We start from the raw sequence: 21,863 nt of genomic DNA on the forward strand, positions 1-21,863 counted from the left end.
TACCTTTTCCCCGGCAAAAAGGCAACGGGGTTTGACAAATCCCCCCTTCTCCCGGTACAATGAACAACAGTGTCCCTGCGGCTGGATTTCGGGCCGGCGGCCCCCGCTAAGGGGTGGGGCAAGCGCCTAGTTCCCGCTAGGGCCTCGGGCATTGGCCGCCGCCAAATCAACCATTTTTCAAGGAGGTTTCCCCTTTGGATATCCTACTGGTCATGTGCGCCGGCGTCCTTTTGGGCGCCAGATGGTTCCCTCAAAAACTTTACCGTTTCAACGCCAATTTGCAGCTCCTTTGCACCGTGATTTTGATTTTCTCCATGGGGGTATCCCTGGGAGCACGGCCCCAATTTTTTGAGGAGCTCTCCACCCTTGGGGTACAGAGCCTGTTTTTCTGCCTGCTGCCCATTGCCGGGTCGGTGGCACTGGTCTACCCCCTGACCCAGAGGTTCCTGGCCGCCAAGCAGTCAATAGGAGAGGAGGATGGCCATGGTTCTAGCGGCGATTGTTAGCCTTTTTTTGGGGATTGTCTGCGGCCGGTGGATCTTCTCGCCCCAGGTGGTGGCCCTCTTTGCCCAGCTCTCCCCTTATGTGCTCTACCTTTTGATGTTCGCTGTGGGCATCAGCGTGGGGACCAACAAGCTGGTCTTTCAAAAGGTGGGGGAATACCACCTAAAGATACTGCTCATCCCTTTTGGGGTGATCACCGGCTCCATCCTAGGCGGGATGATCGCCTCCCTCCTTCTCTCCTATCCCCTGGGGGAGGGGACGGCCATCGCCTGCGGCATGGGCTGGTACAGCTTAGCGGGAGTGCTGCTCACCGACCTCTCCTCCGCCCAAGCGGGATCGCTGGCTTTCCTCGCCAACTTGATGCGGGAGATTGTCTCCTTTGCCCTCATTCCACCCATCGCCAAACATTTAAACCACTTTACCGCCATCGCCCCGGCGGGCGCCACCAGCGAGGACACCACCCTGCCCATGCTGATCCGCCACACCAGCGAGGAGGTGGTGGTCCTGTCGGTGTTCAACGGGGTGCTGTGTTCCGCGGCGGTGCCCATTGCCATCGACCTGTGCTGGAGGCTGTTGCCCCACTGATCCAACAAGAAAAGCCAGCTTCCCAGGAAGCTGGCTTTTTTCGATAGAGGGCTTTATCTCCCCTGTTTGACTGCGTTGACCCGGTCGGGGAAGTTGGTGATCACCGAATGGACTCCCAGGTCAAACATCCTTTGAATGTCCTCGGTCTCGTTGACCGTCCAGGTGTTGATTTCGATACCGTGGCTGTGGACTTCCGCCACTGTGGCTTCATCCAGGCTGCGGAAGCTGGGGTGATAGCATTCCACCCCGCGGGATTTGGTGTACTCGCCGGGGTTGACCAGCCAGGAGCTGTCCAGGAAGCCGCACTTCAGCTCAGGGGCCAGTTTTTTGCACTTCATAATGGAGTAGTGGTTGAAAGAGGAAAGGACGATCTGCTCCTCTACCCCGTATTCCCGGATCATGGCGATAACCTTCTCCTCCATACCGTCGTACCAGATGATGCTGTTTTTCAGCTCGATGTTGGTCATCAGGTCCATGCCCTTGGTCAGCTCAAAATACTCCCGCAGGGTGGGGATATAGTTGAAGCCATACTGGCCGGCGAACACCGAGGAAGCGTCAAACTGCTTTAGTTCCTCATAGGTGTAATCCTTGACAAAACCGGTGCCGTTGGTGGTGCGGTCGATTTTCTCATCGTGGATGACCACGATCTCGCCGTCTTTTGTCAAATGGGTGTCGAATTCGAAGCCGTCCACCCCCGCTTCCAGCGCCTTTTGGAAGGAGAGCATAGTGTTTTCCGGATACAAGCCGCTAAAGCCTCTGTGCCCAATGTTTAATGTCATACCTGTGCACCTCAATTTTTCAAAATCCCGCAGGACGGGTTGTTACCACCATAGTATCACCCTGTCCACCCGATGTCAATTGCCGGTGGAGGTAAACTGGATGGGCTGGGTGTCCTCGCTCAGAGCGGCGAAGGCATACCCCTGCTCCAGCAGCCGCTGGATGACGATGTCGGTGGCGTCGGGGGTTGTGCGGCAGAGGGGCGCGTCGTGGAACAGCACCACCGGGCTTTTCACCCTCCCGGCGGCTTTCAGCACATTGTCCGCCAGGGTCTGGGCTGGGTAGACGGTGGCAGTGTCATCCCCCGAGACCACATTCCAATCGTAGAACACATAGCCCCGGCGGGTGATCTCCCGGATGATATCCTTGTGGACCTGCTTGGAGGGCACCAGGGAGTTGACGCTTCCCCCGGGGAAGCGGAAGATTTTCGGGTGGACCCCGGTGGTGTTGTAGATCAGGTTTTCCACCTTCTCAAAATCCTCCAGATAGGCGTCTACCGACCGGTAGATCTCGTGGTATTTGTGGGAATAGGTGTGGACCGCAATGGTGTGGCCCTCCTCCACAATCCGCCGGTACAGGGCGAGGGACTCCTCGTCCTCCTTGCCGATAACAAAAAAAGTGGCCTTGACACCGTGCTTTTTCAGCACATCTAAAATGCGCGGCGTGTTTTTGCTGGGGCCATCGTCATAGGTGAGATAAACCGTTTTCTCCGCCATGGTGTTCACCGAGTTGCTGGGTTCTACATACAAGTTTGGGTGGCTCTCCCGCGCCTCGGTTAGCACTGCCTGCCGCTGCCAAGCCAAGCTTCCCCACAATGCGGCGGCAAGGGCGAGGGCTGCTGCGTAGCGAATCCATACTTTCTTTGTAATAACCTTCACCTTCTCCGGTTTTTGTACCAGTCTATGGGGGAGTCCGGGACAATATGACCTGCCAAGAAGCGAAAAAGCACAGGGCCCCCTATGAAAGCCCTGTGCTTTTTCTAGAAACGCAGCACCATGCGGTACCAGTCCCCATCGGAATCGGTTTTAAAACAGCCTTCATTCTCATAGCCATAGCGCTCGTAAAAAGGGATCTTGTCCAAGGAACAGGTGAGCACCAAGCCCGCCTTTCCCCTCTCTTTGGCCAGTTGGATGAAATACCGCATCAGTTGGGAGGCGATTCCCTGACGCCGGAAATCGGGGTCCACCGCCAGGCCAAACACCGTCTGATAAGCGCCTTCTGGCCGGTGGAGGGATTCATCCTGGTACATGGCGTCCAGGATGCGGGGCTGGTCGGTGACGCAGCCGTTGATCATCCCCAGGATCTCCCCATCCTGTTCCGCTACAAAAAAGCTGTCCCCAAAGGCGGCGATCCGGCGGGCGAACACCTCCCGTCCCGGCGCCTCGTGGGGCGGGAAGCACTTGGCTTCCAACCTAGTCACCGCATCCACGTCAGCCGCGGTGACCTGCCGGATGGCACAGTTCATAACGATCCTTCTTTCCGCCGCTTCGCACCGGCACAAATTCCAGAAAAAACTCCGCCCTGCCATGCGAAGTGACAAACGGCAGGTGGAATCCCCCGCCTGGGGGGATCGTCCCTCCAAATGCCCTAGCTCTCCCCTTACAGGTCCTTCTGCCGCACCATGTTTAAAAACCGGATGGTGCGCTCGCTGCGGGGCGATGAAAAAATCTGCTGGGGCGGCCCCTCTTCCACAATCCCCCCGCCATCCATAAAGATCACCCGGTCGGCGACCTGCTGGGCAAATTTCATCTCATGGGTGACGATGAGCATGGTCATGTGGTTCTCCGCCAGGTCCTTGATGACCTTGAGCACCTCCCCCACCAATTCCGGGTCCAGGGCGCTGGTGGGCTCGTCGAACAGCATCAGCTGGGGATGGACCGCCATAGCCCGGGCGATGCCGATCCGCTGCTGCTGGCCGCCGGACAATTTGGAAGGGTATTGGTCCGCCTTGTCCAAAAGGCCAACCTTGGCGATCAGCTCCCGGGCGATGGGCTCCGCCTGGGATTTTTTCATGCCCTTGGCCGCAACCAGAGGCTCCATCACATTTTCCAGGGCGGTTTTGTGCTTGAACAAGTTGTAGCTTTGAAAGACCATGGAAGTTCTTTGGCGCAGCTTTAAAATCTCCTGTTTAGTGGCGGTTTTGGCGTCCACCGACAGATCCCCGATGGTGATCCGCCCCTCCTCCGGCCGCTCCAAGTAGTTGACGCAGCGCAGCAGGGTGGACTTTCCAGTGCCGGAGGGGCCGATGATGGCGATGACCTCGCCTTTCTTCACCTCTAGGCTGACGCCTTTGAGCACCTCCAGGTCGCCGAATTTCTTGTGGATATTCTCAATGGATATCATGTTTGACAGTCCCCCAGTCCATCCGCTTCCCTTTTACCGGTTGCGGGCAAGCCTCTTTTCCAGCACTGCCTGTCCCCGCTCTAGGGCAAGGACAAGCACCCAATATAGGAACATGAGCGCCAGATAGGCGTGAAAATACTTGAAGTTGGCCGAAGCCCGCAGCTTGGCCGCGGCGGTGATGTCGATCACCCCCACGGTAAAGGCCAAAGAAGAGCCCTTGAGGATGTCCACCAGGTTGTTGACCAAGGAGGGGATGGCCACCACCACCGCCTGGGGCAGGATGATCCGCCACATCACCTTCATGTCGCTCATGCCGATGGAATAAGCGGCCTCCAGCTGGCCTTTGTCCACCGAGAGGATCGCTCCCCGGAAGCTCTCCCGCATATAGGCGCCTGCATTAAACCCCAGCCCCAACACCACCGCCTGCATTTTGGTGATCGCCATAAAGACCTGGCAGATGGAAGGGAGGCCAAAGTAGAACAAAAAGAGCTGTGCCACCAGCGGCGTCCCCCGGAAAAAGGAGACATAAAAGTTGCACACCCGCCGCAGCACTGGCACCTGAAAAAAGTCCACAACGGTGACAAACAGGGCGAGGGCCACCGACAGACCAAAGGACAAAAGGCAGATCCACAAGGTTTGGGGCAGGGCCGGAAGCATCTCCCGGAAGACCAGGAGGATGTATTCAATGTTTGGATTCATGGTTTCCTTTACGCTTCTTTGGTGGTGATGTCAATGCCGAAGTGCTTCTCCGAGAGGGCCTTCAAGGTGCCGTCCTCCCGCATCTCAGAGAGGGCCTTGTTGGTCAGCTCCATCAGCTCCTGGCCCTTTTCGGTCTTGGCAAAGGGATAGGCGCAGTCAAAGACCACATCGGTTTTATAGAGGATTTTCAGTTTATCGCTGCCCATCTCTTCGATAACCTGGAGGGCGCCGGTCTCCCCTTTGATCCACATGTCGATCCGGCCCAGCACCACATCCTGGATGGAGAAGCCGTCGTAGTACACCCGGTTGAGGGTGATTCCCAAAGACGCATCCACCGCGTCCACGATTTCCACGTCGGAGGAAGCGGGCTCCACGCCGATGCTCATGCCGTCCAGGTCTTTGGGATCGCTGATTTCCGTATCCGCCCGGGAGAGGAAGGTGATCCTGTCAAAGTAGGCGGGATCGGAGAAGTTGTAGCTCTTCTGCCGCTCCTCAGTCACCGAGATCTCGTTGGCCACGGTGTCCAAACGGCCGTCGTCCAGCAGGCTGAACAGGGAGGAGAACTCCATCCGCTCAAACTGGATCTCATACCCGGTACGCTTGCCGATCTCCTTCCAGATGTCCACATCCAGGCCCACCATTTCCCCGTTTTCATCCAGGGAGGAGAAGCCGGGGGTCTCGCCGTCCATGCCGACTCGAATTACCTTGACCTCCTCCTGGGAGCTGCTGGAAGGGGTTTCGGAAGAACTGCTGGAGGGATTTCCGCCTCCGCCGCAGCCGGACAGCAGGGTAACTGCCACCATAACAGCGGCTAACAATCTCTTTTTCATGTAAGTCAACATCCTTTCTTCAGTCAAATGGCAGCACCAGCCCCACCGGATGCGGGCCGGGAACCACTTAATTCTATAACAGGATACCACGGGTCAAATTTCTTTTCCAATTCATAATCTCAATGCAAACCCCGGATTTATTTGACATTTCTATATGAAATGCAACAAAAAAAGAGGGGAAGCGTATCGCTTCCCCTCTTTGCTAGATTCCTCACCGCTGGATAACGCCGCCGCCCAGCACCCGTTCCCCTTCATAAAAGACGGCGGACTGGCCCACAGTAATTGCCCGCTGGGGTTCCTGGAACTCCACCCGGACGCTGCCATCCGGCAGGGGGTACAGCATCCCAGGCTGGGCCTTGTGGGCCGACCGGATGCGGATTTGGGCCGGGCGCGGGGCCTCCAACCCGGGAATGGCCATCCAGTTAGGGGATTCCACCCACAGTTCCCGCCGGAACAGGGCATCGTTGTCCCCCAGGGTGATCTCCCTGGTCACCGGGTCGATCTTCTCCACAAACATGGGTTTGCCAAAGGTGACCCCCAGCCCTTTGCGCTGGCCGATGGTGTAATTCCAGAGGCCCAGGTGCTCCCCTAAAGGGTTTCCCGCCTGGTCCACAAACCGGCCGATGGGGGCCTTCTTCCCGGTGTAGGCAGCCAAAAATTTGCCGTATTCCCCATCGGGGATAAAGCAGACATCCTGGCTATCCGGCTTTTTGGCCACCGAGAGCTGGTGCTGGGCCGCCATAGCCCGCACTTCCTCTTTGCTGTACTCCCCCAAGGGGAACAGCAGGTGGGCCAGCTGTTCCTGGCTGGCCACATAGAGGAAGTAGCTCTGGTCCTTCTTCTCACAAGCGGCCTTGCGCAGGAAGTACCGGCCCTTTTCCTCGCCGATACGGGCGTAGTGGCCGGTGGCAATGTAGTCAAACCCCCGCTCCTTGGCCCAATTCCAAAAGGCGGAAAATTTGATGGTGCGGTTGCAGATGACGCAGGGGTTGGGGGTGCGGCCCTTTTGATATTCCCCCACAAAATAGTCCACCACCTGGGTTTGGAACTCCTGTGTCCAGTCGATGACGTGGTGGGGAACCCCCAGTTTCCCGCAGAGCTGCCGGGCGCTTTCGATCTCCCGTTCCCCTTGGGCGCGGCTTTCCTCATCCGGCTTCCACAGGCGGAAGGTGGCCCCTTCCACCTGGTATCCCTGCTGCTGCAGCAAAAGCAGGCTGGTGGAGCTGTCCACCCCGCCGCTCATCCCCAGCAATACTCGTTTTTCCATCCATTTCCTCCTTTGGGCAAAACCAAAAGCTGCCCTCTCCGAAACCGGAAAGGGCAAGCAGGCCAATTTTTCTATTTCTTCTAGTTTTTGGGGTGGAGACGCTCGTCGATCTTGCGGCCGGTGGGGGTGACAGCCAAACCGCCCTGGGCGGTCTCCCGCAGCTGGCAGGGCAGCATGCGGCCCACCTTCATCATCGCCTCGACGCACTCGTCAAAGGGGATGTTGCTCTTGATTCCCGCCAGGGACATTTCCGCGGCGGAGATGGCATTGGCCGACTGGGAGGCGTTGCGCTTGGCACAGGGGACCTCCACCAGGCCAGCTACCGGGTCACAAACCAGGCCCAGCACATTTTTTAGGGCGATGGCAGAGGCGTTGAGCGCCTGCTCGTCGCTGCCCCCAGCCATGACCACCGAAGCGGCAGCGGCCATGGCCGCGGCGGAGCCGCACTCCACCTGGCAGCCGCCTTCCGCGCCGGCGACGGTGGCGTTTTTGACAATGATCTGGCCCACGCCGGAAGCCACCAGCAGAGCGTCCAGGATCTCATCTCTGGATTTGCCGAACCGCTCAGCTACCGTCATGGTCACTGCGGGCAGAATGCCGCAGGCGCCGGCGGTTGGGGCGGCACAGATGCGGCCCATGGAGGCGTTGACCTCAGAGCAGGAAAGGGCCCGGGCCATCATCTTATTCATAAAATCGCCGGAGATGGTGTTGCCGGAGAGCATGTATTTGTTCATCTTTTGGGCGTCGCCTTTGATCATCATACCCATGGTGTCCCGGGGCTGTTCAATGGCAGAGGTGGCGGAGTTGACCATGACCTCATAATAATCCCACAGGCGGTTTTTGACCTCCTCTGGGGTGCGGCCGGTCTGCTCGGTCTCGTTGAGCAGCACGACTTCGCTGATTCTCATATTTTTCTCCTTGGCCACAGCCAGGAGCTCATATCCAAAATTATACACAGGCGCGCCTCCTAAATATTGATTACCATAATATCCAGCACTCCTTCGATCTGCTTGAGCAGCTCGATGGTGTGGTCGCTGACCGGCTCATCGGTCTCGATGATGGTGGTCGCCTCCAAGCCTTTGCCGGTGCGGTTCAGGCTCATATTGGCAATGTTGATCCGGTCGGCCAGAAGGGTGGTGCCCACCTCTCCCACAATGCCCTTTTGATCCCGGTGTTTGAGGATGATGGTGGTGAATTTTCCAGAGAACTGGATATCAAAGCCGTCGATATTGGTGATAATGATATTGCCGCCGCCGATGGAGGAACCGGTGATGGTGCTCAGCAGCTTATCATCCTGGTAAAACTTCATCATGACGGTGTTTTCGTGGGCGCCCTCCAGTTCCACCGGCTGGAAGCTGTAGGCAAGGCCCATCTCGTCGGCGATGGCAAAGGAGGTGCAGAGCCGGTCGTCCGACTCGTTAAAGCCCAGTGCGCCAGCCACCAGAGCCCGGTCGGTGCCATGTCCTTTGTAAGTCTGGGCAAAAGAGCCGTGGAGGTAGAACTCCACTTTATTGTAGGGTTTGCCCACAATGGAGCGGGCCACGCGGGCAAGCCGCGCCGCGCCGGCAGTATGAGAACTGGAAGGTCCGATCATAACAGGACCCAGTATGGAAAAGATGCTGTATTCCACAAAATCCACCCTTTCAATTCATTTCATCCGTGTCGCACCGCTCCGGAAACTGCCGGGATACAGATGCGCACGCGCGGCGAAAGGCAAACAGCCAGTGCATCCGCGGGTAGGCTTATCCCAAACCGCCACCCATGGGCAGATGTTTGGATTTGTCCATATACCACGGTCATTATACCATAAACCGACTGGGTTCACAACAAAAATCGCGCATCAGCCATTGGAAATTGTCTGCAGACACTGTAAATATTCCCGCTGGGCTATACAATGCGCAGCTGGATGGGTTTTCCCCGGCGATAGAAGGAGAAATAACGGTACCCTACCGATTCCAAAAGCTCCATCCCGTCGGCAATGCAGAGTCCCACTTCCTCCGCACGGTGGGCGTCAGACCCGATGGTCACCGCCTCGCCCCCCAGTTCTCGGAACCGTTTGAAATACCGGATGTTGGGGATGGTGTCCCCCAGCGGATGGCGCAGGCCGGAGACATTGAGCTCCAGTCCCTTGCCATTCTGAGCCAGCACCCGGAGGATCGCATCGATCACCTCGTCGTAGCGGTCCATATCCACCGGAATGCCTTGAATGCCGGTGATGTACCGCAAGGGATAGGTCATATGGGCCAGCACATGGAAGCCGCCCCAACTGGCCACGTCGTATAGCTGCTGGTAATACCGGTCCAGCATGGGATAGATGTCCACCTGGGAAAAATCCATGTTGCAGAAATCCCCCATCCCCAGCAGGCCGTGGTGGGCTGCCAGGATGAAGTCGTAATCCCCCAGGTTGAGCGCCCGGTCGGCGATAAGCAGGTTGTCCATGGGCTGTCCCAGCTCAATCCCTATGGAAACGCTCAGCTTGCCGTGGAAGATGTGCCGCGCCATCCTGGTTTCAAAAATCGACTGCTTCATCCGCAGTTCAAACTGGCCTTCCTCATACTCGTTGGTCTCGCAGTGGTCGGTGATGGAAATGCCGGAGAGCCCCCGCTCTACCGCGGTTTCGCAGAGCAGGGTAATCCGGTGGCTCCCATCCGGTGAGTTGTCCGAGTGCACATGGCTGTCGAACAGGTTAATCATTTTACAATCCCTCCAGTCTCTTGGAGAATCTCTATGGTACAAAGCTGTGGCTTTGCCATTTAAGCAGCTTTTAGGCGGCACACTTTTCGGGAGGAAATCACCTGCCAGCGGGGCTGAGCCAGCTTTCCTCTTTTGGCGCCCGATACTTTTTTATTCATTGTAGCACAACAAAACGATGAAATCCTATGGCAAACCTGCGGGATTTTGCCCTTTTTTTCCCTGTAAAACTAGGTAAAGCGCTCCCCTCCCCACCCGCTAAAAAAGGATAGCCCGTGGTGGGATTTTCCCCCGCCGGTGTTTATCCCCGGGGAAAATTGTGCTACAATAATTGCATGGCAATGATTGGGGGAGAAATCCCCCTTGGGTGCAGCGGCTTTTCCTGTATTTCTTCTCTTAAGACAACTACAGCGAGGTGATTACTATGAATTCCATCCTCCGTTTGGCCCTGGCCGTCAACCGCGTGCTGCCGGCCAACCCGCAGCTCTGCTACGAATCCATCGCCACCACCCTGGATTCCCTGGTGGATTCCCCGGCGGATATTATCCTGTTCCCTCAACTGGCCTTCTCCTCCCCCAGCTGCGGCAACCTGTTCTCCAACCAAGCCCTGCTGGAAAGCTGCATGGAACAGCTGGACCATCTGCGCATCGCCTCCCGGGATTTGGCAGCCTACCTCATCGTGGGCCTTCCCGTGTGGGACAACGGCCAAGTGGTTGCCGCCTGCGCCGTCCTTTACCAGGGGAAGCTCCTGGGGTACGTAGCGGATTCCGCCCATCTGTCCACCGCCGAGAGCGAGCTCTTCCTACCGCCGGACACCTTGTTCCAGTGCGGGGACTTGAGATTTTCCATCCTGCCCTGCAACCCGTTGGAACTCCCCCTCAAGGCGGTTCCCCTTGCCCAAAACGGATGCGACTTGATCCTCTGCCCCTCCTACGAACCGGTGACTGCCGGCTCCATCGCCCGGGCAGAGGAAGGGGTACGGGTCCTCTCCCGGACCTTGGGCTGTGCTGTCGCCGTCTGCAACGGCGGGGTAGGAGACACCTCCTCCCCCTGGCTGTACCGGGGCTATGCCTTCGCCTATGAATGCGGGGAAAAGCTGGGCGGTTTTGTCAGCCAATACGAGAGCGAGCTATGCCAATGCGACCTGGACGCCGACGTCATCCGCACCCAGAAGGCTTATGCCCGCAGCAAAAAGCCGGCCTTCACAGTGGGCGCCCAAGGCGGGAAACGGGGCCTCCTGCGGCCGGTCCGCCCCGACCCCTACCTGCCGGAAGACCCGGCAGCGGCCGATGCCTACCTGGATGAACTCTTTTCCATGCAGACGGCTTCCTTGGCGGCCCGCCTGCAAAACACCGGCCTTAGCCGGATGGTTGTGGGCGTCTCCGGCGGGCTGGATTCCACCTTAGCCCTGCTGGTCTCTGCCGCGGCAGCCGACGCCCTGGATCTCCCCCGGGAGAACGTGGTGGCGGTTACCATGCCCGGCTTTGGCACCAGCGACCGCACCTACTTCAACGCCCTCTCCCTCATCGAGCACCTGGGGGCAACCGGCCGGGATATCTCCATCAAGGCGGCGGTCCTCCAGCACTTTGAGGATATCGGCCACGATCCGGCCAAAAAGAACACCACCTATGAAAATGCCCAGGCCAGGGAGCGGGCCCAGATCCTTCTGGATCTGGCTAATGCGGTAGGCGGCCTGGTGGTGGGCACCGGCGACCTTTCGGAGGAGGCCCTGGGGTGGAGCACCTTTGCCGGGGATCATATTTCCAACTACAACGTCAACGTCTGCATCACCAAGACGATGATCCGCCGGATGGTGGACTATATCGCCCGGGCGGAACTGCTGGGCGACGCCGCTGAGGTGCTGCGGGATATCCTGGACACCCCGGTGAGCCCGGAACTCCTCCCCCCTGACGCAGCCGGCAACATCCAGCAGAAAACCGAGGACATCCTGGGGCCCTACGCCCTTCACGATTTCTTCCTCTACTACCTGGTGAAGTATGGGTTCCGGCCCTCCAAGCTCTATTACTACGCCTGCGTGGCGTTCTCCGGCCGGCTGGACCCCGCCTACATCCGGGAAAAGCTCATCTTCTTCCTGCGGCGGCTCGCCCTGGGGCAGTTTAAGCGCTCCTGTGCGCCGGACAGCGCCGTGCTCACCGACGTCTCTTTGAACAACGCGGTGTTCTACCTGCCCAGCGACCTGAACATCTCCGCCCTGCTGGAGGACATCCCCGCCAGCCTGGACGCCGCCCAATCCTGACCTATTTTAAAAACTTCAATAGAAAGCGTGGGTAACAACTTATGTTCAGCTTCAAAAACGACTACAGCGAAACCGCCCATCCCCGCATCCTGAAGATGCTGGCAGACACCAGCCTTATCCAGACCGATGGCTACAGCCAGGACCCCTATACCGCTGAGGCCATCGCCCTCATCCGCAAAAAGCTGGAGGATGAAACGGTGGACATCCACATCATCCCCGGCGGCACCCAGACCAACGTCATCGCCATCTCCGCGTTTCTGCGGGCTCACGAGGCGGTGATCAGCGTGGAAAGCGGCCACATCAACTGCCACGAGACCGGCTCCATCGAGGCCACCGGCCACAAGGTCCTCACCGCCCCCGCAGCGGATGGCAAACTGACGGTGGACCTGATCCGCCAGGTGTATGAGGCCAATCAAGAAGAACACACACCCCGCCCCCGGCTGGTCTACATCTCCAACTCCACCGAGTTGGGCACCATCTACACCAAAGGCGAGCTCTCTGCCATCTATGATTACTGCAAGGCCCACGGCATGTACCTCTTTATGGACGGCGCCCGCATCGGTTCCGCCCTCTGCTGCAAGGGGAACGACCTCACCTTCCCCGACCTACCCCGTCTGTGCGACGCCTTCTACATCGGCGGTACCAAAAACGGCGCCATGATCGGCGAGGCCCTGGTCCTCTGCAACGACGAGCTGAAGAAGGACTTCCGGTGGCACATCAAGCAAAAGGGGGCTATGCTGGCCAAGGGCAAAGTGCTGGGCATCCAGTTCGGCTGCCTCTTCCAGGATGACTTGTACCTGGAGCTGGCCAGCCACGCCAACGCCATGGCCGACATCCTGCGGGAGGGCATCGCCCAGGCAGGCTACCCCTTCCTGGTGGATTCTCCCTCCAACCAGCTGTTCCCCATCTTCCCTGACGACCTGCTCCAGGAACTGGAAAAGGATTATGGGGTGACCGTTTGGGGCAAGGTGGACGACACCCACACCGCCGTGCGGCTGGTGACCTCCTGGGCCACCCCCGAAGAGCGCTGCCATGAGTTTGTCACCACCCTGCGCTCCCTGAAAAATTAAGCCATTCCAATAAAAGCGCCCCCTCTTCGGATACAAACTCCGGGAGGGGGCGCTTTTTGCAAGAAAAAAGAGGAGGCCAAAGCCTCCTCTTTGTATGATGACAGAAAGGGTTAGATGGTGGTGATGTCCACCAGCTGGACGTCCTCCATGCCCCGGTGCTGGCTCAGGCAATTGGCCAGGGCGTTGGCGGTATCCAAGGAGGTCAGGCAGGGGATGGAGCGCTCCACTGCTTTGCGGCGCATCTGGACGGCGTGCTCCATGGGTTTGCGGCCCTTAGAGGAGGTGGAGATCACATAGTCGATCTTATCCTCTTCAAAGAGATCCAGGATGTTGGGGGTGCCCTCCTCCAGCTTGCGGACGGTGTTGGCCGCCACCATGTTGGAATTGAGGGTCAACGCAGTGCCGCTGGTGGCGTAAATGGTGAAGCCCAGTGCCTCAAACTTCTCGGCGATGGGGATGATCTCCTGCTTGTCGGAATCCCGGACAGTGATGAGCACCCCGCCTTTTTTCTCACCGGTCATCTTGTAACCGGCGGCGCTGAGACCCTTGAGCAGCGCTTCCTCAAAGGTGCGGCCGATGCCCAGCACCTCGCCGGTGGATTTCATCTCCGGCCCCAGGTGGACATCCACATCGTGGAGCTTCTCAAAGCTGAACACCGGGACTTTGACCGCCACATAATCGGCATGGGGATACAAGCCAGTGCCGTAGCCCAGATCGGCCAACTTGGCGCCCAGCATGATCTTGGTGGCCAAATCCACCATGGGGACTCCAGTCACCTTGCTGATATAGGGCACGGTGCGGGAGGAGCGGGGGTTGACCTCGATGACATAAACCTCCCCTTTGTAGACAACATACTGGATGTTGACCAGGCCGATGACATTCAGCTCCCGGGCCAGCTTGCCGGTGTAGTTGATGATGGTGGCCCGGATCTTCTGGGAGAGGTTCTGGGTCGGATAGATGGAGATGGAGTCGCCGGAGTGGACGCCCGCCCGCTCGATGTGCTCCATGATGCCGGGGATTAGGTAGTCGTGGCCGTCGCAGATGGCGTCCACCTCCACCTCAGTGCCCATCATGTACTTATCGATGAGCACGGGGTTTTCCAGCCCGCCGGAGGTGATGATCTCCATGTACTCCACCACATCCTGCTCCGAATGGGCGATGATCATGTTCTGGCCGCCCAACACGTAGGAGGGGCGCAGCAGGACGGGGTATTCCAAATCCTCGGCGGCTTTGACCGCTTCCTCGGTGGTGAAGACGGTGTGGCCGGCGGGGCGGGGGATGCCGCATTTCTCCAACAGCTCGTCAAACCGCTCCCGGTCCTCGGCGGCGTCGATGCTGTCGGCGCTGGTGCCCAGAATGTTGACGCCCTTCTCCTGCAGGTGTTTGGTCAGTTTGATGGCGGTTTGGCCGCCGAACTGGACCACGCAGCCCCAAGGCTTCTCCACCTCCAGGATGCTGTCCACATCCTCGGGGGTCAAGGGGTCAAAGTACAGCCGGTCGGAGGTGTCGAAGTCGGTGGAGACAGTCTCCGGGTTGTTGTTGACGATAATGGCCTCGCAGCCTTCCTCTTTCAGCGCCCAGACGCAGTGAACCGAACAGTAGTCGAATTCAATGCCCTGGCCGATGCGGATGGGGCCGGCGCCGAATACCAGAATCTTCTTTTTGCCTGAGTGGTTCTCTTCCACAAACTGGGCGGCTTCGTTCTCCTCATCGTAGGTGGAGTAGAAGTAAGGGGTTTTGGCCGCAAACTCGGCGGCGCAGGTGTCTACCATCTTGAAGCTGGCAGAGCGGTGGAAGTCCTTACAACTCTGGCCGGAGAGCTTTTCGATGGTGGAATCCAGGAATCCGTTCTTTTTGGCGGCCAGGTATTTCTCCTGAGTCAGTTCCCCTTCCGAGAGGCCCTTCTCCATCTGGGCCAGCTTTTGCAGCTTGGAGAGGAACCACTTGTCAATCATGGTGATGCGGTGGATCTCATCTAGGGAGATGCCCCGCTTGATGGCCTCGTACACCACAAAAATCCGCTCGTCGTCGCAGTTGTGGAGCAGCCCATGGATTTCCTCATCGGTGTGGGGAGCCAGCTTGGGCATGGAGAGGGTGTCCAGCTTCAGCTCAATGGAGCGGACCGCCTTCATCATGGCCTGCTCGAAATTGACGCCGATGGACATCACCTCGCCGGTGGCCTTCATCTGGGTGCCCAGGGTGCGCTTGCCGTAGACAAATTTATCAAAGGGCCATTTGGGGAATTTGACCACCAAATAGTCGATAGCGGGTTCAAAGCAGGCGTAGGTGGTGCCGGTCACCGCATTGAGAATCTCGTCCAAGGTGTAGCCGATGGCAATTTTGGTGGCAACCTTGGCGATGGGATAGCCAGTGGCTTTGGAAGCCAGAGCAGAGGAACGGGAAACCCGGGGGTTTACCTCGATGACCGCATACTCAAAGGAGGTGGGGTGCAGGGCAAACTGGCAGTTGCATCCGCCTTCCACCCCCAGGGCCCCCACAATGTTGAGGGCGGCGGAGCGGAGCATCTGAAACTCTTTGTCCGAGAGGGTCACCGCCGGGGCCACAACGATGGAATCGCCGGTGTGGACGCCCACCGGGTCCACATTCTCCATGGAGCAGACGGTGATGCTGTTGCCCTTGCGATCCCGGATGACCTCAAACTCGATCTCCTTCCAGCCGGAGATGCACTTCTCCACCAAAATCTGGGTGATGGGGGAAAGCCGCAGGCCGTTCTCGGCGATCTCGTGGAACTCCTCCATGGTGTTGGCGATGCCGCCGCCGGTGCCGCCCATGGTGAATGCAGGCCGGATGATGACCGGCAGGCCGATCTCCCCAACGAAGTCGATGCCGTCTTGGAGGTTTTCCACCACTTTGGAGGGGATGCAGGGCTGGCCGATCTCCTCCATGGTGTCTTTGAACATCTGGCGGTCCTCCGCCTTGTCGATGGTCTCCCGGTTGGCGCCCAGCAGCTTGACGTTGTGGGAGGCCAGGAAGCCCTCCTTATCCAGCTGCATGGAGAGGGTCAGACCGGTCTGTCCGCCCAGGGTGGAAAGGAGGCTGTCCGGCTTTTCGATCTCGATGACCCGCTTGACGGTGTCGATGGTCAAGGGCTCGATGTAGATGTGGTCGGCCATGGCTTTATCGGTCATGATGGTGGCGGGGTTAGAGTTGATAAGCACAACCTCCAGCCCTTCTTCTTTCAGGGCTCGGCAAGCCTGGGTGCCCGCGTAGTCAAACTCCGCGGCCTGGCCGATGACGATGGGGCCGGAGCCGATCACCAGGACTTTTTTGATATCGCTTCTTAACGGCATACAGCATCCTCCTTTGTCTTTTCAATCAACTCCACAAATTCCCGGAACAGACCATCGGTATCCCGGGGCCCAGAGCAGACCGCCGGATGGAACTGGACGGTAACGCAAGGGAACACAGTGTACCGCACGCCCTCGCAGGTCTGGTCGTTGGCATTGACGTGGCTGATTCGGCCCATCTCCTGGGGAATAGAGGTCACGGTGTAGCCGTGGTTCTGGCTGGTGATAAAGGTAGTTCCAAAATCCAGGTCGGTGACCGGCTGGTTGCCGCCCCGATGGCCATGTTTCATTTTTGCAGTCTCTCCGCCCATGGCAAGAGCCATCATCTGGTGGCCCAGGCCGGCTCCCAAAATCGGGAGGCCGGTTTTGGCCAGCTCTTTTAAATTGGCGATAATCGCCTGGTTGTCCGCCGGGTCCCCAGGGCCATTGGAGAGCATGATGCCGTCCACATGGAGTTCTTTGATCTCCTGGGCATTGGTCAGTGGGGGCACCACAACAACGCTGCAGCCCAGACGGTTCAGCCAGCGGCGGATGCTGTATTGGTAGCCAAAATCATACAGGGCGATGGTGTATTTGGAACCTTCCACTGGGAAAGGCTGGCTTTCCTTGCAGGAGGTCTCCTCCACAGCGCTGGCGACCCGGTAATCGGCGATCTCCTGGAGCAGCTGGGTTTTGTCCTCAGGCAGTTCGGTGGTGATACAGCCGTTCATGACGCCGTTTTCCCGCAGGATGCGGGTCAGGGCGCGGGTGTCGATGCCGTAAAGACCGATGACCCCCTGCTCCTTCAAAAACTGGTCCAAATCCTCGGTCATGCGGAAGTTGGAGGGTGCGTCGCACCACTCCCGGACAATATAGCCTTTGGCATAAGAGCGGGAGGACTCAAAGTCTTCCCCGTTGATACCGTAGTTGCCCACCAAAGGGAAGGTCTGGGTGATGATCTGGCCGCAGTAGCTGGGGTCGGTGAGGGTCTCCTGGAAGCCCACCACGCCGGTGGTAAACACCACTTCGCCGATGGTTTTGCCCTGGGCACCGAAGGAGTAGCCTTCGAACACCTTGCCGTTGGCCAGGAGGAGATAGGCTTTTTTCGCTTGTTCCATAGTATGTTCCTCCTACTTGCTTACAGTGTGATTTTGGGGATGTACTGGGTGATGTCATCCCGCATGCGGATGGCTTCGTTCCGGGCGGCGGCCGCGTACTCCTCACCGGGGACGTTCTGCTTCTTCCATGCGGTCAGGATGGCGCGGGAGGAGTTGACAATGGCCCCCAGGCCTTTCTCATCAAAGGCTCCAGCCACATCGGCCGCAGTTCCGCCCTGGGCGCCGTACCCAGGCACCAGGAAGAAGGTGTGGGGGGCTTTTTTCCGCAGCTCTGCCAGCTGGGCGGGATAGGTGGCCCCCACCACAGCGCCCACTGCCGAGTAGCCGTATTGGCCCATGGACTCAGCACCCCAGGCCTCGCACATGCCGGCCATGATGCTGTATACCGCCTCGCCGTCGATCTCCCGGTCCTGGAGCTCCCCAGAGGAGGGGTTGGATGTTTTCACCAGGGCAAAGATGCCCTTGTCCTTGGCATTGCAAATGCCTAAAAGGGGTTTGATGCCGTCGGTGCCCAGGTAACCGTTGACGGTCAGGGCATCGCCGCCAAAGGGCTCTGCCACCGCGCCGTTGATGGAGATCTCCCCCAGATGGGCTACGGCATAGGCCTCCATGGTGGAGCCGATGTCGTTGCGCTTGCCGTCGGTGATGACGAACATCCCCCGGCTCTTGGCGTACTGGATGGTCTCATAGAGGGCGCGCATCCCCTCATAGCCCAACATTTCGTAGTAGGCGCACTGAGGCTTCACCGCGGGGATGATGTCGCACACCGCGTCGATGATGCCTTTGTTGAAGGTGAGGAAGGCTTCAGCGGCCCCTCTGAGGGTGTTGCCATGCTCTTGGAAAGCCGCTTCCTTGATGTGTTCGGGGATGTAATCCAGCTTGGGGTCCAGGCCCACTACGGTGGGGTTTCCGGTTTCCACAATGCGCGCAATCAAACGATCAAATGACATATCTCATATCCTCCGTCTCTTAACCTCTATGTGTGATCCTGCCGCCAAGCAGGGTGAATTTGACCTTTCCGGTGAAAGTTGTCCCCAAAAACGGGGTATTGCGGGATTTGGAGCGGATATCCGCCTCAGTGAAGGTCCACTCCTCCTGGGGATCGATGAGGGTGATGTCCGCCCACTCCCCGATAGCCAAGGTGCCGCCGGGAACCCCCAGGAGCTCGGCCGGATTTGTGGACATCAGCCGGATAAGCTGCATCAGGGAGAGCACCCCGGTTTTTACTAGAGAGGTGTAACTGGCGGCAAAGCTGGTCTCCAGCCCGATGATTCCGTTGGGAGCGGTCTCAAAGTTTGCCTTTTCCTCGGCGGCGTGGGGGGCGTGGTCGGTGATGATGGCATCGATGGTGCCATCCCGAAGTCCCTCGATCACAGCCAGCCGGTCCTCCTCCTCCCGCAGGGGGGGATTCATCCGCCAGTTGGCATCCCGGTTTAACAGCGCTTCGTGGGTCAGCAGGGTGTAGTGGGGAGCGGTCTCACAGGTGACCTGCACCCCCCGGGCCTTGGCGTCCCGGATGAGGGCCACCGACCCTTTGGTGGACACATGGGCGATGTGGATGGGGCAGCCGATGGAGTCCGCCAAAGCGATCTCCCGGGCGGTGATACTGTCCTCGCTGGCCCGGTCCATGCCGGGGACTCCCAACTTATCGCTGACCCAGCCCTTGTGGATGATCCCCTTGCCGATGATGTCCATATCCTCGCAGTGGCTGATGGGCAGAAGGCCATATCCCTTGCCGGCCCGGATGCCCTCCAACATGAGTTTTGCGTTTTTCACCGGGTGCCCGTCGTCGCTGATGCCCACGGCCCCCGCCTCTTTGAGGGCGGCGAAGTCGCACAGCTCCCCGCCGGACTGTCCTCTGGTGATGTCGGCGATGGGGTAGACCCGGGCGTCGGCGCCCTCTGCCTTGTCCAGGATGTAGCGGATCACCTCGGGGCTGTCCACCGAGGGCTTGGTGTTGGGCATGGCCGCCACGGCGGTAAACCCGCCCGCAGCCGCAGCCCGGCAGCCGGAGAGGATGTCCTCCTTATAGGTGAAGCCGGGGTCCCGCAGGTGGACGTGCATGTCGATGAGGCCGGGGGCAGCCACCAATCCGGCGGCTTCGATGACCTCGTCCGCCTTTTTGTCCAGCTTCGGGGCAACAGCGGCAATTTTGCCGTCCTCCACCAAGATATCCCCCACCATATCCATGGCTTTTGAGGGGTCTAAAATCCGCGCTTGTCTGATGAGCAGTGTTTTCATCCATCCACCTCTTCACTGGGGGCACAGATGGTAACCGCATCCACGCCGTCCCGTTCTATAGTTTTTACCTGCACCACCTCATGGGAGGAAGTGGGCACATTTTTGCCGATGTAGTCCGGCCGAAGGGGGAGCTCCCGGTGGCCCCGGTCCACCAACGCGGCCAATTGAATGCTCTGGGGGCGGCCCCGGCTCATCAAGGCGTCGATGGCGGCCCGGACACTGCGGCCGGTGTAGATGACATCGTCCACCAGCACCACCCGCTTGCCCTCAATGGCGAAGGGGATATCCGACCGGTCCTGGGTGGATTTGCTCCCGTCGTCCCGGCAAGGGGTGATATCCAACTTCCCCACCTCCACCGGTTTTCCCTCGATCTCCCCAATTTTCCGGGCAATCCGGTGGGCGATATCCACCCCGCCGTTCATAATGCCCACCAGGCAGAGGTTGTCCACCCCTTTATTGCGCTCCACAATCTCAAAGGAGATGCGGGCAATGGCCCGTCCCATGGCCGACTGATCCAAAATGCGGGCTTTTTCCACCAGCATTCGAGCACCTCTCTTTCTTCATTATTGTATAAAAAAGACCTATCCATCATCGCTGACGGATAGGTCTTATGGTTCCAGCACAGAAGAAAGGGCCCATTCTGCCCTTCCCTGCTTTTCTTCCATTGTTAAGACGCTACCTTGTCAGCCTCACGGGACCAACTTAAAGGTTGCCGGGTATTGTTACAGATTGCAATTTTACCTGCAATTATTATACCGCAAAACCCCCGGAATTGTCCAGCGCAAATGCTGGGAATTCCGAAGGCATTTTCCGGGAAATTTCATGCAAAACCCCCAAAGAGGTTCCAATTGTTAAAGGGCTTCCACCGACTGGAGGAAATTCTCTATATCCGCCTGCCGGTCCGGCGGGAAAGTGCAGACAAAGGAGATGATGTAATCCCCTTGGCGCTGCACCAGATACCACTGGGCCAGCTCCTTTTTCTCCATGACGGTGGTGAGGATTGTCCAATCCCCACCCGCAAAGGAATGGTCTGCCGGCACGTCGATCACATAACCATTTGGGTTGTTTTCTTGGGTTAGGAGCTGCTCCGAAAGCTTTTTGGCGTAATCAAGGGCGGACAGCTCCTCTTCCCCGCTGGCCTTGAGGTTTTCCGCCATCAATTGGACCATGGGCATGCCGGAATCCGTCGTCTCATCGCCGATGACAAAGTCAAAGATGAGGGTTTTTTTGGCGACTTCTTTATCCTGCTCTTCTTTGTTCTCAAACTGGCGGCGATCCAAGCTCATCAGCCGGAGGATTTCCCGCTCGCCTACAATTTTATACCCCTCGGGCAGGGGAAAGGTGAGGCCTAGGTAATCATTTTTATAGGTGGTTTCCTCCCAAACGCCGCGGCGGTAATCCCCTTGAACCTCTGGGACATCACCGCCGGGCTCTGTGGTTTTTTGCTCACAGCCGGTCAGCGCCGCCACCATGACACTGCACAGGGCCAGCAGGAGAAACAGGTTCCGAAAACTTTTGGTCATAGCCCTTTGCCTCCTACAGCGCCTGGATGCTGTTTAAAAACTCAATAGTTTTGTCCCTGCCGTTTTCCCCCTGGAAGGTGCAGACAAAATTGTACACCCAATCCCCTTTTTTGGCCATCAAATACCATTGGTACACGCCTTTTTTGGGGATGGTGGGCATTACCAGGAATTCCTGACCCGCTACTGTCATGGTGGTGTAATCTTCAATCTCGGTCTTGGGGCTGTGCTCCGCCAGAACCTGTTTGTGCTCATCGGCATAGGTCTGCAGGTCGATCTCCGGCCCGCTGGCCGATTGGACCAGGTTGTCCACCAGCATCCAAACCCCCGGGACCCCCGATTGGTCATATACGTAAAAATCGTAGATGATCTGCCGCATGGCGATGGCCTGCAGCAGCTGGTCATCCTCTTCATACATATCCGGCTTTAAGCCCATTTCCTTGAGTATCTCTTTCTCGGTGTAAACGGTCCAGCCCATGGGGAGTTCAAAAGTGAACCCCAGTTTTTCATTGGTGTAGGTCCTGCCATCCCAGCTGCCCCGGATATAGGATTCCTCTGTCAAAGGCAGCAGATCCTCCGGCGCGATATAGACCGTTTCCTTCTTATTGGAACAGCCGGCCAGCAACAACATCGCCGCCAATCCAAAAGCGAGAACTCTTTGTAGCTTTTTCATC

The 21,863-nt window shown here is 58.3% G+C and carries 21 protein-coding genes; 4 read left to right on the forward strand and 17 right to left on the reverse strand.

All coding sequences use genetic code 11. The annotated features are described in order from the left end of the window. Window positions 1-194: 194 nt before the first annotated feature. Both RDQ42_RS00540 and RDQ42_RS00545 read left to right on the forward strand, forming a co-directional pair. Window positions 195-506, forward strand: coding sequence for a LysO family transporter (locus RDQ42_RS00540; protein ID WP_054331607.1), 312 nt, complete (start codon window positions 195-197; stop codon window positions 504-506). After that, the gene (locus tag RDQ42_RS00545) at window positions 484-1,089 is read left to right on the forward strand and encodes a lysine exporter LysO family protein (protein ID WP_054331606.1); all 606 of its coding nucleotides are present in this window, start codon (window positions 484-486) and stop codon (window positions 1,087-1,089) included. The genes RDQ42_RS00540 and RDQ42_RS00545 overlap by 23 nt, the downstream gene beginning before the upstream one ends. Before the next feature lie 53 nt (window positions 1,090-1,142). Here the strand turns inward: RDQ42_RS00545 and RDQ42_RS00550 are convergent, their stop codons facing one another. The 10 genes from RDQ42_RS00550 to RDQ42_RS00595 all read right to left on the reverse strand — a co-directional run bounded on the left by RDQ42_RS00550 (window position 1,143) and on the right by RDQ42_RS00595 (window position 9,699). Beyond that, entirely contained in the window at window positions 1,143-1,868 is a 726-nt protein-coding gene (locus RDQ42_RS00550) for a glycerophosphodiester phosphodiesterase (protein ID WP_071428134.1), read from the reverse strand. Window positions 1,869-1,943: 75 nt separating this feature from the next. Beyond that, on the reverse strand, window positions 1,944-2,744 hold the full coding sequence (locus tag RDQ42_RS00555) for a polysaccharide deacetylase family protein (RefSeq protein WP_231358240.1): 801 nt from the start codon (window positions 2,742-2,744) through the stop codon (window positions 1,944-1,946). Between the two features lie 101 nt (window positions 2,745-2,845). Continuing rightward, window positions 2,846-3,331: a GNAT family N-acetyltransferase gene (locus RDQ42_RS00560; protein ID WP_054331604.1), complete on the reverse strand. Its 486-nt coding sequence runs from the start codon at window positions 3,329-3,331 to the stop codon at window positions 2,846-2,848. 134 nt (window positions 3,332-3,465) lie between these two features. After that, window positions 3,466-4,209 (reverse strand): amino acid ABC transporter ATP-binding protein, encoded by a 744-nt coding sequence (locus RDQ42_RS00565; protein WP_071428130.1) that lies wholly within the window; start codon window positions 4,207-4,209, stop codon window positions 3,466-3,468. A 33-nt stretch (window positions 4,210-4,242) separates the two neighbouring features. Continuing rightward, a complete protein-coding gene (locus RDQ42_RS00570) occupies window positions 4,243-4,908 on the reverse strand; it encodes an amino acid ABC transporter permease (RefSeq protein WP_054331603.1) in 666 nt (221 codons plus the stop codon). Window positions 4,909-4,916: 8 nt separating this feature from the next. After that, window positions 4,917-5,738: a transporter substrate-binding domain-containing protein gene (locus tag RDQ42_RS00575; protein ID WP_054331602.1), complete on the reverse strand. Its 822-nt coding sequence runs from the start codon at window positions 5,736-5,738 to the stop codon at window positions 4,917-4,919. 211 nt (window positions 5,739-5,949) lie between these two features. Further along, entirely contained in the window at window positions 5,950-7,005 is a 1,056-nt protein-coding gene (gene mnmA, locus RDQ42_RS00580) for a tRNA 2-thiouridine(34) synthase MnmA (RefSeq protein WP_054331601.1), read from the reverse strand. A gap of 80 nt (window positions 7,006-7,085) precedes the next feature. Continuing rightward, window positions 7,086-7,961: an L-serine ammonia-lyase, iron-sulfur-dependent, subunit alpha gene (sdaAA, locus tag RDQ42_RS00585; protein WP_195254284.1), complete on the reverse strand. Its 876-nt coding sequence runs from the start codon at window positions 7,959-7,961 to the stop codon at window positions 7,086-7,088. Window positions 7,962-7,972: 11 nt separating this feature from the next. After that, on the reverse strand, window positions 7,973-8,635 hold the full coding sequence (sdaAB, locus tag RDQ42_RS00590) for an L-serine ammonia-lyase, iron-sulfur-dependent subunit beta (protein ID WP_074026341.1): 663 nt from the start codon (window positions 8,633-8,635) through the stop codon (window positions 7,973-7,975). Window positions 8,636-8,892: 257 nt separating this feature from the next. After that, window positions 8,893-9,699: a histidinol-phosphatase HisJ family protein gene (locus RDQ42_RS00595; RefSeq protein WP_054331600.1), complete on the reverse strand. Its 807-nt coding sequence runs from the start codon at window positions 9,697-9,699 to the stop codon at window positions 8,893-8,895. A 421-nt stretch (window positions 9,700-10,120) separates the two neighbouring features. On the opposite strand from RDQ42_RS00595, the gene nadE reads away from it, so the two are divergent. Both nadE and RDQ42_RS00605 read left to right on the forward strand, forming a co-directional pair. Next, window positions 10,121-11,953: an NAD(+) synthase gene (nadE, locus tag RDQ42_RS00600; protein ID WP_071428127.1), complete on the forward strand. Its 1,833-nt coding sequence runs from the start codon at window positions 10,121-10,123 to the stop codon at window positions 11,951-11,953. A gap of 41 nt (window positions 11,954-11,994) precedes the next feature. Continuing rightward, window positions 11,995-13,023: a low specificity L-threonine aldolase gene (locus RDQ42_RS00605; protein ID WP_054331597.1), complete on the forward strand. Its 1,029-nt coding sequence runs from the start codon at window positions 11,995-11,997 to the stop codon at window positions 13,021-13,023. Window positions 13,024-13,133: 110 nt separating this feature from the next. Here the strand turns inward: RDQ42_RS00605 and carB are convergent, their stop codons facing one another. The 7 genes from carB to RDQ42_RS00640 form a co-directional block, all read right to left on the reverse strand. Beyond that, window positions 13,134-16,334: a carbamoyl-phosphate synthase large subunit gene (gene carB, locus RDQ42_RS00610; protein ID WP_231358239.1), complete on the reverse strand. Its 3,201-nt coding sequence runs from the start codon at window positions 16,332-16,334 to the stop codon at window positions 13,134-13,136. Further along, a complete protein-coding gene (locus tag RDQ42_RS00615; RefSeq protein WP_231358238.1) occupies window positions 16,325-17,428 on the reverse strand; it encodes a carbamoyl phosphate synthase small subunit in 1,104 nt (367 codons plus the stop codon). Before RDQ42_RS00615 ends, carB begins: the two co-directional genes overlap by 10 nt. Before the next feature lie 20 nt (window positions 17,429-17,448). Continuing rightward, entirely contained in the window at window positions 17,449-18,378 is a 930-nt protein-coding gene (pyrF, locus tag RDQ42_RS00620; RefSeq protein ID WP_231358237.1) for an orotidine-5'-phosphate decarboxylase, read from the reverse strand. 19 nt (window positions 18,379-18,397) lie between these two features. Continuing rightward, window positions 18,398-19,669 (reverse strand): dihydroorotase, encoded by a 1,272-nt coding sequence (locus tag RDQ42_RS00625; RefSeq protein ID WP_071428121.1) that lies wholly within the window; start codon window positions 19,667-19,669, stop codon window positions 18,398-18,400. Further along, window positions 19,666-20,208, reverse strand: coding sequence for a bifunctional pyr operon transcriptional regulator/uracil phosphoribosyltransferase PyrR (gene pyrR / locus RDQ42_RS00630; protein ID WP_054331701.1), 543 nt, complete (start codon window positions 20,206-20,208; stop codon window positions 19,666-19,668). Before pyrR ends, RDQ42_RS00625 begins: the two co-directional genes overlap by 4 nt. Window positions 20,209-20,520: 312 nt before the next feature. Beyond that, window positions 20,521-21,192 (reverse strand): hypothetical protein, encoded by a 672-nt coding sequence (locus RDQ42_RS00635; protein WP_071428119.1) that lies wholly within the window; start codon window positions 21,190-21,192, stop codon window positions 20,521-20,523. A gap of 13 nt (window positions 21,193-21,205) precedes the next feature. Next, window positions 21,206-21,862, reverse strand: coding sequence for a hypothetical protein (locus tag RDQ42_RS00640; protein ID WP_143117216.1), 657 nt, complete (start codon window positions 21,860-21,862; stop codon window positions 21,206-21,208). Between the last annotated feature and the right edge of the window lies 1 nt (window position 21,863).

Origin of the sequence: uncultured Merdimmobilis sp., assembly GCF_902471145.1 — a bacterium.
GTDB classification, from domain to species: domain Bacteria; phylum Bacillota; class Clostridia; order Oscillospirales; family Ruminococcaceae; genus Merdimmobilis; species Merdimmobilis hominis.

What these genes read in the sequence shown, in the direction of transcription:
- RDQ42_RS00545 (WP_054331606.1), top strand. Translation starts at nt 484, where the DNA reads ATGGTTCTAGCGGCGATTGTTAGCCTTTTTTTGGGGATTGTCTGCGGC.
- RDQ42_RS00550 (WP_071428134.1), bottom strand. Translation starts at nt 1,868, where the DNA reads ATGACATTAAACATTGGGCACAGAGGCTTTAGCGGCTTGTATCCGGAA.
- RDQ42_RS00560 (WP_054331604.1), bottom strand. Translation starts at nt 3,331, where the DNA reads ATGAACTGTGCCATCCGGCAGGTCACCGCGGCTGACGTGGATGCGGTG.
- RDQ42_RS00565 (WP_071428130.1), bottom strand. Translation starts at nt 4,209, where the DNA reads ATGATATCCATTGAGAATATCCACAAGAAATTCGGCGACCTGGAGGTG.
- RDQ42_RS00570 (WP_054331603.1), bottom strand. Translation starts at nt 4,908, where the DNA reads ATGAATCCAAACATTGAATACATCCTCCTGGTCTTCCGGGAGATGCTT.
- RDQ42_RS00575 (WP_054331602.1), bottom strand. Translation starts at nt 5,738, where the DNA reads ATGAAAAAGAGATTGTTAGCCGCTGTTATGGTGGCAGTTACCCTGCTG.
- mnmA (WP_054331601.1), bottom strand. Translation starts at nt 7,005, where the DNA reads ATGGAAAAACGAGTATTGCTGGGGATGAGCGGCGGGGTGGACAGCTCC.
- RDQ42_RS00595 (WP_054331600.1), bottom strand. Translation starts at nt 9,699, where the DNA reads ATGATTAACCTGTTCGACAGCCATGTGCACTCGGACAACTCACCGGAT.
- nadE (WP_071428127.1), top strand. Translation starts at nt 10,121, where the DNA reads ATGAATTCCATCCTCCGTTTGGCCCTGGCCGTCAACCGCGTGCTGCCG.
- RDQ42_RS00605 (WP_054331597.1), top strand. Translation starts at nt 11,995, where the DNA reads ATGTTCAGCTTCAAAAACGACTACAGCGAAACCGCCCATCCCCGCATC.
- carB (WP_231358239.1), bottom strand. Translation starts at nt 16,334, where the DNA reads ATGCCGTTAAGAAGCGATATCAAAAAAGTCCTGGTGATCGGCTCCGGC.
- RDQ42_RS00615 (WP_231358238.1), bottom strand. Translation starts at nt 17,428, where the DNA reads ATGGAACAAGCGAAAAAAGCCTATCTCCTCCTGGCCAACGGCAAGGTG.
- pyrF (WP_231358237.1), bottom strand. Translation starts at nt 18,378, where the DNA reads ATGTCATTTGATCGTTTGATTGCGCGCATTGTGGAAACCGGAAACCCC.
- RDQ42_RS00625 (WP_071428121.1), bottom strand. Translation starts at nt 19,669, where the DNA reads ATGAAAACACTGCTCATCAGACAAGCGCGGATTTTAGACCCCTCAAAA.
- RDQ42_RS00635 (WP_071428119.1), bottom strand. Translation starts at nt 21,192, where the DNA reads ATGACCAAAAGTTTTCGGAACCTGTTTCTCCTGCTGGCCCTGTGCAGT.
- RDQ42_RS00640 (WP_143117216.1), bottom strand. Translation starts at nt 21,862, where the DNA reads ATGAAAAAGCTACAAAGAGTTCTCGCTTTTGGATTGGCGGCGATGTTG.